Here is an 18,162-nt window from a genome sequence, read left to right as displayed (position 1 = left end):
GCTCGCTATTCTTATCGAGCAAGAGTTACCGAAACACTTTGAACATCACCACCTAAAGGAGGGTTAATTTTAGAGACAACAACTTCGGCATTATTGACTAAAGGAATTTCTAAAAAAATACGATCTAGAATCCGCTTTGCAACATGCTCTAAGAGTTTAGACTTAATGTTCATTTCTTCTTTTACGATATTGTTTAGATGAACGTAGTCAACAGTGTCATTGAGCTGGTCTGTTTCAGAAGGTTTTGATAGATTACAAGCGACTTCAAGGTCAACCCTATAATCGCTGCCGATAATACTCTCTTCTTTTAGACAACCGTGCCACGCGTGCACCCTTATGTTGTTCAATCTAATCTTGCCCATTACTTCAGAAAAATAAAAAGCAAAACTAATCTAAAGAAAGCAAAAAACTAGTAGGTACAACGACAATTACTAATTCCCTGGAACAAATCCATACCAACGGTAAGAACATGCGTTCCTTGGCTATACCCTAATATTTCGTTTGTAATAACCTGATATGAATACCCGAAGTAGAAATTGTTCTTTTTAAGCCCCGCTATTGGGGCAACATACAAAGGCGCCCCCAATTGATCGTTCAAGAAACGATAGGTAAGCCCAACATAATAGTAATCTTCAAAGTTGTGAAAACGAAATTTTGCATTTAAATCGGTTACGGAACGCCCATCATTTTCAAACCATTGAAAGAAAACAGAAGGCTCAAATTCCAATTTACTGTTCTTGTTTTTCATGAAACTATAACCGGAGTATAAATAATAATTTCTTAATGTATTGGGCTCGAAAGTAGGGTTGAATTGCTCTAAGTTTTTCGGCAAGATGTTTGAAGCATTTAGACTTAAGTAAAATTTATCCAACCTATAAAGCACCCCTAAATCAAAATTATGATTTACCGTTGATTTATCATCCGTGGGTATTTGACCATTAGAATCCCTAAAGTTTTCAACGTCAATTCTAAATTGATTAAAGTTATAAGAAAGACCAAAAGACAAAAATTCGTCATCATAACGATCAAGGGTCAAATGATGAGCAAAAGAAACTCTGGCCCCTCGTTGTCTGGTATTACCATTGCTATCGTTGTACATTAACATACCAATTCCCGAACGATTTCCGATGCGGGCGTCTGCCGCAACGGTTTGTGTGTCTGGAGCATCTTCGATACCTACCCATTGGGTAAGTCCATTAAGCCTAACTTTAATATGATCACCAACACCGGCGTAGGTCGGCGACATTAAAAAAGGGTTATCAGCAATATACTGTGATAATTGTGGTATGGTGAGCTCTTGTCCTTTTACAATCAAGGTAAAAAGAGAGAAAAGCAATAAGATTTGGGTCTTTTTCATGACTCTACAGGTTAAATATATCAACGATAAAGGGTAAAGTGACCAACAAACTCTCGGTCATCATTTTCACCTCTTAACTTAATCACATACCAATAGTCTCCCGTTGGTAGTTCTTCATTATGATACACCCCGTTCCAAGGCGCATCATTAATTTCCATTCTATAGAGTTCTCTACCATAACGATCAAAGATGATAGTTAGTACATTGGGGAATGCTTCTAAGTTTTCAGGCGACCAGCCGTCATTCCAATCATCTCCATCGGGGGTAAAGAAATTAGGAATTTCAATATCGATGAACTCCATGAATATTTCAGCCGACACTTCACATCCGTTTTGATCAACCAGGGTTACCATATAAGTATCCGTTCTGTTGATGATAAAGGTGTTGTCCGTTCCGTTGTCTACATCACCAAAGAAGAAGGTATACTCTTCTAATCCGCCTGCGGCAACAGCTGTAATTTCATTGATGTTGTTTTGCTCTAAGCTCAATGTTAGCGGAGCAAAATCCGTAATAGCAAAAGCTACCATATTCATACAGCCGTTGGCATGGGCAATGGTCAAGGTATGATTACCCGGAATCAAGTTGGTGAAGTCAGCAGTAAGTTGCATATCCGCAGGGTCAGTTGAATCCATAGCATATAGCACATCGGTCAACACGGAATTGTCTTCAAATAGAAGCTCTAATCTATTATCGGGCACGATACCATTACACTCATAAATTGGTGTTATAGCAGCATTTAGGTTAACACCAGGCTCAATTTCAACAATTATTGTTTCTTCGCAGTTTTGAGCATCTCTTATGAAAACTACATACGTTCCTGCTGCAAGGTTGTTAAAGATGAATTGGTCTTGAACAAAATCAATGGTATTGCTAGAGTTTAAACTTGTGTGATATGGAGCTGTGCCTCCGCTAATTGTAAGTTCAAAAGAGCCATCTTCGCTTCCTTCACAAACTTCTGGCAAAACAGAAACTGTACTTGCGGCAATTGGATTTGGTTCTGTAATAGTGTATTGTAGTAACTCAAAACAACCATTCTGATCCTGAGCAATAACCGTGTAATCACCTGGTGCTAAATCAGTAAATGTGTTTTCAACATCAAACTGATCCAAATTAGGCGAGATAGCATATTGATATCCTCCAGAACCTCCAGAAAGGGTTACCGATATACTACCGTTCTCTTCTCCATTACATGTTACGTTAACCACATCATCAACATAAGTCAATGATGCTGGTTCCGTTATCGGAACATGTATCGCAGGGGCGGTACAATCATCACTAGTTACGTTTACATAATAATCACCTTGGGGTAAGTTGCTGAATTCGCCAATAACCTGAGGCCCTGCAATTCTTGAAGACAAACTCAAAGAAACATCTGTATACAATTCATATTGATAGTTTCCTAGCCCTCCGTCAGCATCAGCATAAATTATGGCTGTACTTTCTCCAGTACAATTGATTACCGCAGCGGAGGCATCTACAGTTAGTGTTAATGGCTCAATAACGTCTTCTGTAATTTCATTGGAAATGATAGAAGAACAGTTAAAAGCATCTTGAACAAAATAGCTGTAAGTACCGGCGCCTATATTGGTAAATAGATGAGTATCCGCTCCATTTATTTCATTCATTGGAAAGAAGTTGATACCGTCAACACTATAGCTGTATGGCCCTATTCCGCCAGTTGCGATTAGCTCTAATTCCGCCTGGGTTGTACAGGTCAATGGACTTAAACGAAGCAGTTGGGCAGATACTTCCGTTGGGTCAACAATTTGGATAATCGCGGTTTCAGCGGAACAACCCACATCGTCGGTAACCGTGATACTATAAAAACCTGCCGATAAATTATCAAATGTATCCAATACTTGTCTTGATGAAACCTGAGGCGCCATGCTTCCCAATATATCAGAATAAATATTTAATTGATATTCGTAGGCAACAGTAACATTTCGTGGAGCGACAGAGGCTGTTACAGAGGCCGTGTCATCACCAAAACAAACCAAAGTACTTGGTGTAATAGTAGCCGTAATATCATCTGGTCTTATTAGTGTAATGGCATCTGTGAATACACAGCTATAAGCATCCGTTATGGTGATGGTGAAATCTCCGGCCGACAAGTTTGTGAAGACAAACCCTGAAACATTGTTTTCAACATACGATTGGCCCGTTGTTGTATTGTCTAAGCTTATGGTATATGGCCCCTCACCTCCATCGACATTTACCAATAAACGACCTTGATTATTTGTACAACTAACGCTTGATTCTTCAGAAATGGTTGCTGATATAGGGGCGTCGGGGGCAAGAATAGTAATCACATTAGAATTTTCAATACAGAATGGAGCTTGGGTTTGTGTTACCACAACATAATACGTTCCACCGGGTAAATTTGTAAAAGGAGGCAACGCTGCACTCGTGGTTCCAATACCTGACTGTCCGGCAACAGGGTTATTGTTTGAATCAAAGACCTGATAGCTATACGTACCTACATAATCGGTAATTGCAATGTTAAAGCTACCATCATCCAAACCATTGTTCAGGCATTCTTCATCAGTGAGTTTTGTTGCCAGAACATCCATTTCTAAAGGTTCTTCCACAGTATGCACGGTCTCTATAACACAATTGGGATGTGCATCAAGATTTGTTATCGTTATGCTATAATCCCCAGCGCCAAGACCGGTAAACAAACCTGTATTGTTGGTATCGTTAAAGGTTACATTAATACCATTAATCGTGTATTGTAAATTTGGTGTGCCTGAAATAGGGTTTAAGGTAACCCCTACCTGAATTTGTGCATCGCTTCCTGGGTTACAAGTAAGCGGAACCAAGTCAGTAATTACAGGGTCAGTGATTTCGACAAATGGGGCAATGTTTACATTAGTGGCCACAACATTTCTACAACCCCTATCGTCATAAACAAAAACATCATAGTTTCCACCGGCATAATCAGTTTCTATATAAACCGGGTTGGAACCATCTTGAACAGTTGTTGCTGTACCCGTATTTATAAATTCGAAGCGGACAAAATTACCTGAACCACCAACAATTGAAGCTGTATCAATGGTTATCGATGCATTACTGGCGTTGTTGCCAATTGCACAACCAAACTCGACAACATTTGCATTTACATTTGAAATGATATTGGGCTGGTTGATTACTTGAGCAATATCTTGGGTACAGCTATTTGCTGCAGTTACCCTAATAGTGTATGTAATACCAGCAATAGTTCCTTCCAGATTATCAAAAACTGCTGTTGCGTTGGTAACACTAGCAGGATTTGGGCTAATCGGGAATGTATAACTACTTCCAGGACCAGAAATTATAGTGAATGTATAAGGGCCTATTCCATTGTCAGGATCCGCACTGACACTGATAGTACCATCATCTGCTCCATTACAACTTACATCTACATGGTTGTCGACACTTAGATTTGGTATTACGCTATCCTCAAGTCTTTGGGTAATTGTTGTGCTACACATATGACCTGTTGCAGTATCCGTAATAGTGAAAACGTAATCACCTACTATCGTTAAGTTTGTAAATGACGCCGAACCAGAGGCTAATTGTGTATCATCAGCTGGATCTGTCAAAAGAGTACCTGGATACCTAACCTCATAATCAAAAACACCAGAACCACCAGTTTGGGTTACAGTGATATCTCCGCCTGAAAGACAATCTATCGTTTTGGCAATATTGGCAACGGGCGCAATGATATCGTACAATATTTGTGGTCCAACCAAAAGGGTACAGCCAAGCTGATCTATAATTTCAACGGTATACGTGCCCTCTCCTAAGCCACTAAATAAGGTCGTAGTTTGAGCAACACCAACCGCCGTGGCATTTCTATATAATTGATAGCTGTAATTGCTGCCTTGACCACCACTTATAGGACTTGTAGCAGGTATTCCCACTACTTCTATTTCTCCATCAAAACCGTTACAATTCCCTTGATTTGTTCTTAAGTCAGCAACAATTGCAGGTGGAACAGCTAAAACCTCATCTGTCAATTGTCTTGGACAACCATTTTGGTCAATAATCCATATTTCATAAGTTCCAGCACTTAAGTTGTCAAACCTTGGGTTTGTGGTGTAGTGACTACTGTCAAACTCATCTGGTATGGGTGTGTTGCTTACATAATATTGATAACCTCCCCAACCGCCTTGGACATCAGTGATTTCAATAACGCCATCATTTCCAGGAAGACAACTTATAGGCGTTATCAGTGGAGTGGCTGTAATCAAGCCATTAGGTCCAGCAATACTAAAATTTTGAGGATTGGAACACAATGGACTTCCTGTTTGTGTAATGACCACATAGTAATCTCCGGCAGCCAGATTAACGACAGGTGTTGGTCCTGGGGTTCCATGGGTTAATACTCCTGTTTGGGCAATATTAGTTACCTGTTCAAAAACTTGATAGTCAAACCCCCCGGCATATGGGTTGATAGGGTCGTTGATTGTAAAACTTACCGAACCATCAGCACCATTGCAAACAACATCTGTTATGGTTGTGGTAATATCAAAATTATTTGGTTCGCTTACCACATGGGAAATGGATACCACACAGTTAGTGTTAACATTTCTAACTTCGAAGTTGTGTGTACCAACCGCAAGATTGGTAAAGACGTTAGATGGTGCAAATACACCAGCGGGCAGTTCTCTAAACTCATAGTTGGCAAGACCTGCTGGAGTTGATGAATCTGTCAGAGAACCAAAAGCGTTAATAGTAATGTTTTCACCAGTGACGCAAGAAATAACTTGGTCTAGGGTTATAGTAGGCAACAATAACTCATCAAATGGAGCAATAGTTGCTGTGGTCGTGCCTACACAACCATTATCATCGTACACATTAATGGTATAGTTTCCGCCGACAATATTTGTTTCAATATAAGTGTCACTTGCTCCATCTTGAACAGGAGTAACCAAATCAAGATTATTAAAGAATTGGTAACGCACAAAATTGTTTGAGCCACCAACCGCACTGAGGACCGTTATACTTGCATTATTTTCGTTGTTGCCCGTAGTACAGGTAAACTCAACAGGAGTATCCATGGTTGCTGCTATGGCAGCAGGCTCCGCAATGGTAATTGAAGCACTGTCAACACTACAATTATTGGTGGTAGCATCTCCAGTAACGGTTACAATATAGCCGGCCGCAGTTATAGTGGGCGCTAAACCTGTAAAAGTTGCTGAGGTACTTGTAGTGCTAGTGGGCAAAATGCTCACGACGCCACCATCTAATGAAGTGATTTCAAAACTATATGGCGCAGCAGTATTGTTTGTTGTTGAGATGGCTATTGTACCATCATTATCTCCGATACAAGTGATATCGGTTGTTGCTATAGTATCTATCACTGGCTCAATTCTAGCAGGAACCTCGACCGTAAAGGTTCGCGCCGGACAAGATGGTCTGTTGTTATCATAAACCAGAACCGTATAAGTACCGGCTGTAGAGGCTAAATTCCAGACGATGGAATTTGCTGGTGATGGAAGCGATGTTCTTGTTTCATTAACAGGTCCCGTAATTTCATAGTCGTATGAACCTGATCCATCTGTTGCTGAAATCGTTATTTCTGCATTAGGAGAAGCAGTACAATCCAAAAGCTTTATTAGAATGGCACTGGCCTGTAGTGTTGGATAAACTTCGGCCACGTCGGTATCGGTACAACCATTAGCATCAATTATAGAAATAGTATAAGTTCCTGTGGCAACATTGTTAAACGACCCTCCATTGTTTAGATATGTGGCACCTCCATCAATAGAGTAGAGATATGGCGAGGTACCGCCCGATGCTGAAACGGTTATGCCAAAAGGTGTTGTACAATTCGAGGTTGAAACGCTGACTGTTGGATTTTGCGAAACAGTTATGCTCACAGTATGTGACGGTAATGTGGTAACAGGGCAGCTAAACTGATCGGCTATTTCAACCAAGATGTTAAATGGAGATATTGTTGAATCTAGTAGGTTTGAAATAGGCACTTCTATGGGGTTGTCGGTGGTAACAATATCGGCCACAAAGTTTGAACTTGACAAAGTGTAGGTATAATTTCCACCACCTCCAAGCGGGTTTTCTATTTCTACCAATCCTGGGTTGGCGCATGTAACATTCCGGATTACATTGGGTGTAAATGTAATCGAGTCAAGTTCTTCTACCAACACATTTTCACTTCCAATAATACAATTGTTCGGGGCGGCCCCTCGTATTTCAACAAAGTACTCACCCGCCCCTAAGCTAGCAGGGGTTGGAGTTATAAATGAATCACCAGAGGTAAAAAGGCTTACGGTTCCTGTGGTTATTGAAATAGGCGCAGGGGTCGCTACCCTAAATAACTCCCAGTCAAAAGTTCCACCGAGTTCTCCAATAGTTGTTTCTGTTACCGTATAGGTGATTTGACCTGTTGTTAGCCCATCACATGTAGGTGTTGCCACTCCAGTGACCTGCACTGGTGGCGGAGCAAGGTTATTTACATTTACCGTGCTCTGACGCACACATTGTGGCGGCCCAGAGTTATCCCTCACATAAAACACGTAAGTTCTACCGGGAACCAAACCAGTAAAAATGTGATTGCCGGGGGTTGGAGCTGTCCATGTAGCAGTTGCAGGATTAAAGTTCGCGGGATCTTCTGAATAGGTATATTCGTAAGGAGCCAAACCAGCCGTACCTTGAACCGTTACCTGAAGGTCAACACAATCTACTACAATGGCAAAAATATCAATATCCAAATCATCCAAAGGAAAAGGAACTATAAACGGAGGAAAGTCTGTTTGACAGACAGTGTTGCCAAAACCATCGGTAGTTCGCATTGATGGGTTAACGGTATCACCAGGGTTAAACCCAGTTATTTGATCCGATGTTCCTGGACTTGTGCTATCACCAGTCCATGTGGCACCTCCATCTGCACTGAATTCAATAGTTCCCAAAGTGGTCGGATAAGCTAAGAACTCAATTCCAAAATCATTGATATTGCCCGTACAATTGCCTGGCACAACCCCTCCTACTGTAGCGGTTAATTCATCTGGATTATTAATGGTTATGGGAGTTTGGGTATTTGGACATCCGTTAGCATCCGTAACGGTTATAGTGTAATCCCCTGGCATCAAGTTGAAAAAGTCTTGCGTGGAGCCGACTACATTGGTGATCGTTTGATCTGAAGCCCCAGCATTATCCAAATCTATAATTTGAACCGTGTAAGGGCTATCACCAGCTGTTATGTTTACTGAAATAGAACCTGTTCCGTCATGGCACTCAGGGTCTGTAGGGGTTGGCGTATAGACTAAAGCAACAGCTGGGTCTACCGTTACGGTTTCCATATAATTACACGCATCAGGGGCTACGGCTAAATTATCTCTAACATATATGTCGTAATCACCATCATTGCCAGCGGTGACCACAAAGAAATTGGAAGCGCCAAAATCACCAAAGACAGGGACATTTCCTGTTGGCATGAAAGCATATAGGTAGTTTCCATCTCCCCCAATAGCATTGACAGTTATACGTCCATCAGCACAAGAGCTGATATGCTCAACTGAAATTGTCGCACTAAGATTAGGATTTAGCGTGGTTGATTGTAGGTTTGAGCCTACTGGACATCCAAATTGGTCTCGCACCTCAACATCATAGCTTCCATTAGAAAGCCCAGTGAACGTATATGTTGTTGCAGAGGCTGGTGATGGCGTAATCCAAGGCCCTCCATCAAGCCTAAACTGATAATTTCCATTACCCGCAGTTACATTCACAAGAACGGAACCATCGTTAGCACCAGAATAACAAGCCGTTGGTGTTAGATCAAAAACAATAGTATCTGGATCAGTCGTAATTATTGCATTGTCAATGGTATCCTCGCAGCCATTTCTATCCCTAACACGAATCACATAACTTTCACCTGTATTGTTCGCAGGAAGAGGATTGAATACTGGTGATGTTTGGTATGGAGTTACAACAGCTATGATGTTGTATGGTCCAGAAACAGGCCCATCATTCAATTCCAATTGATATTCATAAAATGGGGTTCCACCAATAGCACTGGCTGTGATTGTCGCACCACCATTATCGCAGGTCACATCTTCTGTAAGTGTTGCGCTTGCAACTATAGCATTAGGCTCAGTAAGAGTGAGACTTAAGTTTTCTGTACACCCAGCAATAGGATCATCCACATCTCTAACTACAATATTGTGCAATTGCGCGCTAAGACCTGTAATTTGTTCAGGAGCAAAGAAAGGACCCACAAATACACCACTGTTAATACTATATTCATATCCTCCAGCACCGTAATTATCGGCATCAATGGTTATTGTTCCTGATGAATCACCGTTACAATCTAAATTTTCAAAAGCGGTTATTGAAGCTTTAAAGGAATTTCCATCTGCAATTATGACTGTTGTATCAACATGGCAATCGGCTCCATAAGTAACCCTTAGGGTGTGCGTACCAACAGAAAGATTATTGAAAATGTCAGCACCAGCGCCTGTTTGACCTGGAAGAATTCCATCAATAATATAAATATAAGAAGAATCAAAAGGTGTTATGGTTGCATTGCCCGTTCCATCGCAGTTATAAACTACCGAATAGTTGACCGTTGGGGCAACAGGTAATGGGGCAATTATTACATCAGCTAGGGTAATGAGACAACCAACTGCATTGGCGTCCCGAACGCTTATCGAGTATGTACCATCAGTTAGATTCGTAAAAACATGACCGCCAGTTGTACTTGCAGTCCAAGAACCACCATTGATGCTGTATTGATAATCCCCAGAGCCTCCTGAGGTTGGCGTTATGCTACCTATAGAAATTTCACCCTGTTGGGCACAGGTATAGTCTTGTGTTTGAGTTGCTTCGGCAACAATTTGATTTGGTTCATCAACTGTAACAGTCTGGGATGCTGATTCGCACAGGTTGGCATCTCTAATGCGCACATCATAATTTCCTGCGATAAGATTAGGGAAGTTGTTTCCTGTTACATAAGTTGCACCATTATCTATGCTATAGGTATAAGGTGATTGTCCACCAGAAATGGCCGTTATTGAAATGGAACCATCCGAACCGCCAAAACAGCTTACATCAGAAGGGGTTGGTGTAAAAGCTAAAGCGGCATCTTGGGTGATTGTAATTGTATAAAATTGTTCACAATAACCGGCAATGGTATCGCCCGAGTTATCCCTCACATAAACATCGTAGTTTCCAGGAGTAAAACCAAAAACGGGGTTTGTGGTGTTAAAACTAACATGTGTTGGCGTGTTGCCCGAAGGAACAATGGAATACACATAGTTGCCATCACCGCCATTAGCGGTAATTGTAATATCAGCATCGGTATCACAAACCGAAATGTTTGGAGCAGTTGCAGAAACGGTCAATTCAGGGTTTATGGTCGCCGTTTGTGTTGCCAAAGCCACTGGGCAACCCGATTGGTCTCTCACATCGATATCGAAAGAACCACTTGAAAGCCCATTAAAGGTATATGTTGTTGCCGAAGTTGGTGTTGGGGTCAACCATGGTCCAGCATTTAGCCTAAATTGATATCCACCATTTCCATTGGTCACGTCCACCTGAATGGAAGCGCTATTGGAGCCAGCATAACATGTAGTTGGAGTAACTGCAAAGACAACTGGGTTCATCGGTGCAATTACAATAGGGGTATCTATGATATCTTCACAATTGTTCGTGTCCCTAACTCGAACCACATAGGTTCCGTCGCTTAAACCAGAAAAAACACGATTTGTGCCATTTGTGGCAAAATCAAATGCACCGATAACAATACCTCCACCATTTTCCAATTGATACTCATAACCAGGAAGGCCACCTGTCGCTTCAGCTGTTATGGTTGCGTTTGTCGTGCATGAGAGCGCTGTTGTAATGCTTGCGCTGGCTATTACAGCTGTAGGCTCCGTTATAATTTGGGTAACTGAGGTGGTGCATGTAATTTCGTTGGCTTTTCTAATGAGAACAGTCTGGCTTCCAGTGCCAAAAACAGGGTTGGTTGTTACCGGGGATGTTGTAGACAGGATCCAGTTTGTGCCGCCGTCTTCTGAATATTCAAAACCAGCAACAGCATCAAAATTCGCTACACTAAAAGTTATGGTTCCGTCGGTTAACCCATTACAAGATACATTTGTGGAGCCTTCTAACGTACTTCCAAAAACGCGTCCTGCTTCAACGGTTACTGGAGTGGTGACAGAGAGTTCGCAGACTTCTGGGATTTGGAAAATCTCGATATCATCAATCGCTAAGTCGTTACCATTGTTTCCAGATATTTCTGAGCGAATAACAAATTCAAGAGAGGTGTTGGCACCTGGATTAAAGGTTGTGTCAAATAAAACCCAATCATCTGGACCTGTATTTTTTGGGATTTCCCCTGTTCTGATAGATTGAATCACATTATTTGAGCCATCGAGAATCTCTAGCGTCAAGTCTGGGTTTAAAATAGTCGCGGTAGACCTTACCACATTAAAAATGTACAGAGAGATTTGCAGCGGTCTGTTCGGGATAATATCGTTAATAGGTTTTGTATATATTATTTGCCCTGGGCTTGGTGTACCTACGTTTATAACCAAAAACCTTCCATCGGGATCTGTGGGGTCCGTATGGTCATTAGGGCTGAGCCATGTTCCAAAAGGAGCAACAATACGATTGGTTACTGCATATTCAAAATCATTGATATTACTGTTTGCATCTCCCCCTCCAGAGGTATCGTTGGTTTGATCTTCGTAAGCATAACCTTGTGTATCAGGACTTGGAATAGTTCCATTGCCCACACCAAAATCTTCTGAAAGCAACAAGCTTGGTGTTGGCGGCGTTTGCGATTGGTAGTATGTTGTAACCGTGTAAGTTCCTGGAGCGACATTAGTAAATACATTGTTGTCTTCAGGAGTATTAAATACACCATCCAGAGCATATCTATAGTCATAGCCTGCAATGCTGGGTGATGCAGTAATTGTTCCTGAGCCATCACAATTATAATCTACTTCAGGAGTAAGTGTTACATTTGGCGGCATGGGCAAACCTTCTACCGTAACATTCATTGGAAAGGAGCAGGTTGCGTCACGCACAAATACGGTATAATTGCCAGCGGGCAATAAAGCGGTGGACGATGCGCCCCAAGTAGCGCCTCCATCAAAACTATATTCATACGGGGCATATCCGCCAACTACATTGGTAATGCGAACCTCTGCCCCATTGCTGGGGTCGCAAGTTACATCCCTAGATACTCCAGCAGAAGCTGATAGCGGAAAAGGCTGATCAAGGTCATAAGATTGTTGCAAATCACAACCCGAATCATCAAGGACACGAATGTTATAAGTGCCGGCGACCAAACCTATAAAAGTATTGGTTGGCTGATAGGTTGTTCCTCCATCTATGCTATATTGATAAGGAGCCGTACCTCCAGAAATGTTAATAATAAGCTGCCCATCTGCATCTCCATTACATGATGGTTGAATTTCAGAAATGGAATCAATGGACAAGCTACCATTATCATTTATGGTAACTGGATTTGAAAAAGCGTAACAGTTATTAGCATCTAGAACGATAAAAACATACTCCCCATCCTCACCGGGAAAGTATTCATCTATTAAGTCTCCATCGGTATCCCTCCACCCAAAAGTAAAAGTCGTTCCAACCTGATAAGCGTTTGGGTCAATATTATTTATAATTTCTTGTTCTGTTGGTGAACCACCTGGAGTGTGCAGCAATACACCATCTTTGCTCCAAATGGCAAATAGAAAATCAGGATTTCCTTGTCCACCTGTTTGGGTGAGTTCAATAGTTCCCGCAGAACAACCAATAGCTGCAGTCGTCACCGCAGACAAGGTAGGGTCAGGTATTCTGGTTAAGGTAATATTTTGAATATCTTCACAACCATCATCAGTTCTTGTTATAACTATGTAGTCCCCAGGGTTTACATTATTAAATGTGAAATTATTATCAGGTTGTGCGGTTTCATTGTCGACTAAAGTACCATTTGCCGAACCATCATCTAAACGCAGTTCGTACTCATAATTAGGGCTTACATTCAAAGCTTGAATGGTAATATCGCCCAAAGAGTTACAATTTGCTGCAGTAGTTAAAATGTCAACTTGAAAGTCCCTGTCCAAAATACCAATATCTTCCGTAACAAAAACGCAAGAATTAGGAATCGGGTTGTTTGAAGCATCTAATTGAACAACCTCAACCCTATAAGCTCCATTAGCTGTGATATCAAAACTAGGACCATTATTAGCGCTGAACGGAACATCAATGGTATTGTTGGTAACATCAAATAATTGAAAACCATAACCAGTACCTAAATTAGTGATGGTGATGTTTCCTGGGGTAGTACATACAATATCTCCACTCGTGTGAACCAAGTCTAGGTTATTTTGAAAAACATTGAAATAGAAACGGCTAAAACAGCCATTTTGATAATTTATCACTAGCCTGTATTGCCCAGGTGTTGCTGCCAGAAAATCTCCTCCATTCGCAACGGTGTTCCAAGCGCAAGTATTGTCTTTGTTAGCGCAATCATCTGGCGCAGCCGAACAACTTACTTCATCTAATTGCTCCCAAACGATACTATCGGCATCTGGAATGTTTATCTGTAATAGTTCGGTATCATTTAATCCACATAAAAACACTTCGGGTAATTCGTCACCATCATTAGGGCAAATCAGAATTTGACCATCAATGGTGTTTGAAGCATCATTGATTAGGGTCGTTATTGGGTTAATTTGGGTAGTGCCAAAAAGTTCAACAATAATGATTTCATTGAAATCCTTACAGGGATCTGCAACTTGCTTATTTACAATGTATGTGCCTGTATTGTTGACCAATTGTGTGCTAAGATCACTATCTGGATTCCCATCATTTAAAATTGGGTCAGAGGCATCAATTGTACCGTTGTTGTTACTGTCAAGAACCCAAACATAATTATCAAATCCATCACCAGCATCAAGAACTACGTTTTCACCGCACAATTGTACCGTTCTAGTATAATTACATGCCGTTAAATCATCTAAAAGAAAGTTGGTCGCGCCAGGGGTCACAAAGCCGCAATTGTCAAAATCAGAAACACTTGGGTCGTCTGTGATTACTGCGCTATTGATATCTCCTTGATACGTGGAGTAAGCAATATTTTCAATTAAATCTGTACAAGCGTCAATAAAATCGAAGCAATTTTCGGCGACACGTACCCGGAGCCTTATCGAATAGGTAGGGTCTATCATTTCGACCAAGTCATCAGGAATGCTAAAGGTAATCTCGTTGGTAGCAGCATCAAACGTATGGGTCACCCCTGGCGCTCCTGTATAATCCGCACTGATAAAAGTAGTGTTAATGGGCAGAACATCTCTAATGCTGTAATTTATAGCATCATCGTTTCCTAGGTTTCTAAAACTTAAAACATAGTCAAGGGTTTGACCAAGATTGACGCCCGCACCCGTGATATCATTTCCACCAATATCCTCTACTCTTTTTTCAAGAACAATATTAGGCTCAATAATTTCAACCGAAAAAGCAGTTAAAAAAGGACCATAACCATCACCTGTTGAGGTAAACCTAAGTACAGCGCCAGACTCATCGTTTGGAAGAACGGTCTCGTTCGGATTGTTAAGATTAAATAAATCGATGTCGGTTCCTAAGGTGTTAGTTCCAAACGGGGTTCTAGTTGGAACTTCAGCCCCATCGGTAGTTATTGTTGAATTGAAAAAGTTGTTATTAGGATTGAGTGTGGTTGATAAATTGGTAAAACCAGTAACGGAATTTGCTTTTATATAAAAACGATCATTGGTAATGCCCCTGTCCCCTTCAAGAGCAGCAACACCAACTCTTGCCCTTACAGGGAAAGGATTTGGCAATGTTCTAAACCCATTTACTGCGACATCTACATTTCCAACAGAACCCGAAAGACCAGCGTATCCATCGAAAGTGGAAATGAACTTTCCAGATTCGTTGGGGTTTTCATATATGATGACAAGCACCCATCCAGCTGAACTGGATCCATTTCTTCTTCCACGTGTTGCCCTGATATTTGCTGCGGTGTATTCGCCGTTTGGATTTGAGTTGGACCTGATTAAATCAGTGACCTCTTTATAACATATCACCGGTGCGTCTTTAAAAAAGCCACCAGATGATGGGTCAATTCCATCAAAAATGATATCATCTTCTTCGCCTGGTAGGTCAGGGTCGTTATCGGCAATTAGGTCCACATAAGTTCCTCCGGGAATTCTAAATTTTATTTCATTCCATTCCTCAATTCGGGGGGTTCCATTGAACTGAGACCCACCATCAGTACTTCTTTCATTAGGATAAGTTCCTGCCCAATAAAGCCCGGCGTATCGCACTTGTGAACAAGAAGGGTCAGCTATGTTCAATTCAGCGCTACTAGAGCTAAATGTAGATGCATCTGAATCAATATCAATATATTCCATCCATAGCGAATTGTTGTTCGCCGTTCCATTATAAGGTGTATTTGCCTCGCTGGGATTTGCTTCTGATGCTCTATTTAAGATATTGTTGCCAACGAAGATGATATCACCTCGTATCTCAATATTGTCTCCAGCGAGTCTAGGGGAGAAAGGAACAACTTCTTGTGCGTACGTTCCTATTGATACAAAGAGAAAGACGAGAAAAAAAAGCGGGTAAACTCTTTTGACTCTAAATTCTGGTTTCATTTTATGCAGTTTGGTTTGGTTTAACGCGCATAATCCAAATTTGATCTTCATAAGCGTCGTTTAGTTTGGAGTAGTAAGAGACTAATGCATTCGTCCAATCTTGATGTTTCTTTAAGTAAACATACCGATAGTTATTTTCGGGATTTATGAAGTAACTGGCATTTAGACCTTTGGCATTTAGTTGTCTTACAAAGCGGTTGGCATTTTCAGGTCTTTCAAAAACATTGGCTATAATGTAAAAGCCTGAGCCTAATCCATCAATGTCGTAGGTTTTATAGTTAACTCCACCATTGTTGTTTTGAACAGGTTGATTTTGAACATTTTTTTGTAAAACACCATCATCATAGTTAGAAGCGCTTGTGGTATTGGATGCATATGCGGTATCGGTGTAAGCACCCTTGACCTTCATAACCCAGGTATCGCCAGAATATGCCCCGTTTAAGCCTGTTTTATAAGCGGTAATTGCCTCGTTTTTATTTTTGAAATCTTTTAAATAGACATAGTTAAGCCCATTTTTAGGGTTGGTAAAATAATCTGCTTCAATCCCTTCAGCACTTAGTTTGTCAATGAATTTTTGCATGTATTTGGTGCCTTTGTATACATTGGCAATCAAATAATGTCCACTTTCAACACTAGGAATTTCAAATGATTTAAAACCGTAAGATTTTTTGGATCCTGTAGAAATTTTGTCTTTTTTGGTGTTTTCTGCATAAGTTTCTTTTGGAGAGACTTTAGCAGGAGTGTTCATATCTTTTAGACTACTGATTTTTTTAGATGTATTTGAATTCGTTAATCCAGAGTTTGCGACAGTTGGTTCTTTAGTGCTATTAACAGAATTGTTCAAATCTTTCAATTTGATTACTTTTTTTGAAGCGGTGGTGTTCGTTAGTCCCGTATTGGCCAATGGAGATTTTCGTGGACTATTAATAATGTCAATACTGTCTAAGTTGGCGAAGTACATTTGCTTGGCTTTTTCTTCCAATTCTGGATTTTCGCCATTCGTCTCTCTTTTCACCATGCGCATTACGGTAGCAAACCTGCGCTCTAGATCTCCTTGTCTTGTTTTTTCAATGGAATCTTGTCTATACAATAGCTCATCAATAATGCTATTGTTTTCAGCTAATTTTTTCTCCAGCTCATTTATTTTAAGATCTTTTTCAGTAAGGGATAATTCTTCTAGAGGCACTTCATCTTCTTCATTGCTTACAAGCAAATCATTGTCTTTCTCAAGCATTACACGATCCTCGGTTAGGTTTGGTGTAAATGAATAAGCCAATGATATTTCATGGGTAACACCAAAGTTTTCAAAGGTGTTTGAAAGTCCTTTTTCAACAGTATATCCAAGTGAAATCCTTTTGTTTAGGTTAAACCCCACACCTGCTGCAGCACCGTAAAAATCATCATATCCCGCTTGCAGCCAACCTAATTTAGGGACGTCTAGAATTAAACTTCCTCCTAAAGTAATATCATTCAAAGGGTCGGTACGCACCCTGGCCAACGGCATTAGACGAGCGTTTTCAAGAATACCGGCACTATTTTTAAACTGATGGGTATATTGTAAATGACCAGTATATGTTTTTTCTCCAAACTCCGTTAGGGACTCATTGGTTTTTAGATTATAATCGAATAAATTATCTGCTAAAACACCAAAGTCAAAAGCCCCGTACGAGATATTAAAACCAGGTTGAAATGTAATCAAAGCACTATTATCTAAACCGTTCAAAAGGGGGTCGTCATCAACAGGGTTTGCTCTATTTTGGTTGAACCCACTATTGTAGTAAGAGAAGTTACCACCAAAGGTTAAGTTGCTTTTCTCACTTAACTTTACGCCGTAAGCATAGTTGGCCAATAAACCAAAGTTATCAATGAGACCTTCTCGTTGTGTATATAAACTTAACCCTACCCCACTTCTATCTCCAATACGACCACTATAACTTAAAAAATAGGTTTGATTGTTATCATTGAAAGATACCGATTGGTTTCTATGAAATAGATTAATATAGGACTTATCTTCTCGAACAGTTGAAAATGTCGGATTCAATAAAAATCTATTGAACTTTACTAAGTTTTGAGAAGGAACATCATATGCCACAAAAGGGGTTTCTTCTTGCGCAACCAATTGGTGGGCAAAAAGGATAATGACAGTTATGAATAGGTAGTTATACTTTCGCATGG

General features: G+C 40.6%; 4 protein-coding genes. All 4 read right to left on the bottom strand.

The annotated features are described in order from the left end of the window. Positions 1–11 precede the first annotated feature (11 nt). The 4 genes from folB to RM706_RS04515 are packed head-to-tail and all read right to left on the bottom strand — an operon-like array spanning position 12 to position 18,160. Positions 12–362, bottom strand: coding sequence for a dihydroneopterin aldolase (gene folB, locus RM706_RS04530; protein ID WP_311349839.1), 351 nt, complete (start codon positions 360–362; stop codon positions 12–14). A gap of 47 nt (positions 363–409) precedes the next feature. Further along, positions 410–1,357, bottom strand: a complete 948-nt coding sequence (locus RM706_RS04525) for a PorP/SprF family type IX secretion system membrane protein (RefSeq protein ID WP_311349838.1) — start codon at positions 1,355–1,357, stop codon at positions 410–412. Positions 1,358–1,377: 20 nt separating this feature from the next. Then, the gene (locus RM706_RS04520; protein WP_311349837.1) at positions 1,378–16,038 is read right to left on the bottom strand and encodes a T9SS type B sorting domain-containing protein; all 14,661 of its coding nucleotides are present in this window, start codon (positions 16,036–16,038) and stop codon (positions 1,378–1,380) included. Then, positions 15,989–18,160 carry a PorP/SprF family type IX secretion system membrane protein gene (locus RM706_RS04515; protein ID WP_311349836.1) on the bottom strand — a complete coding sequence of 724 codons (2,172 nt, stop codon included), beginning with the start codon at positions 18,158–18,160 and terminating at the stop codon, positions 15,989–15,991. The genes RM706_RS04520 and RM706_RS04515 overlap by 50 nt, the downstream gene beginning before the upstream one ends. Positions 18,161–18,162 lie beyond the last annotated feature (2 nt).

The sequence above is a fragment of the Croceitalea rosinachiae genome (genome assembly GCF_031846445.1).
Taxonomy (GTDB): Bacteria; Bacteroidota; Bacteroidia; order Flavobacteriales; family Flavobacteriaceae; genus Croceitalea; species Croceitalea rosinachiae.
This window is presented reverse-complemented; position numbering and strand designations above follow the sequence as displayed.

Coding starts and splice junctions, on each gene's coding strand:
- folB (WP_311349839.1), bottom strand. CDS start 362: ATGGGCAAGATTAGATTGAACAACATAAGGGTGCACGCGTGGCACGGT.
- RM706_RS04525 (WP_311349838.1), bottom strand. CDS start 1,357: ATGAAAAAGACCCAAATCTTATTGCTTTTCTCTCTTTTTACCTTGATT.
- RM706_RS04520 (WP_311349837.1), bottom strand. CDS start 16,038: ATGAAGATCAAATTTGGATTATGCGCGTTAAACCAAACCAAACTGCAT.
- RM706_RS04515 (WP_311349836.1), bottom strand. CDS start 18,160: ATGCGAAAGTATAACTACCTATTCATAACTGTCATTATCCTTTTTGCC.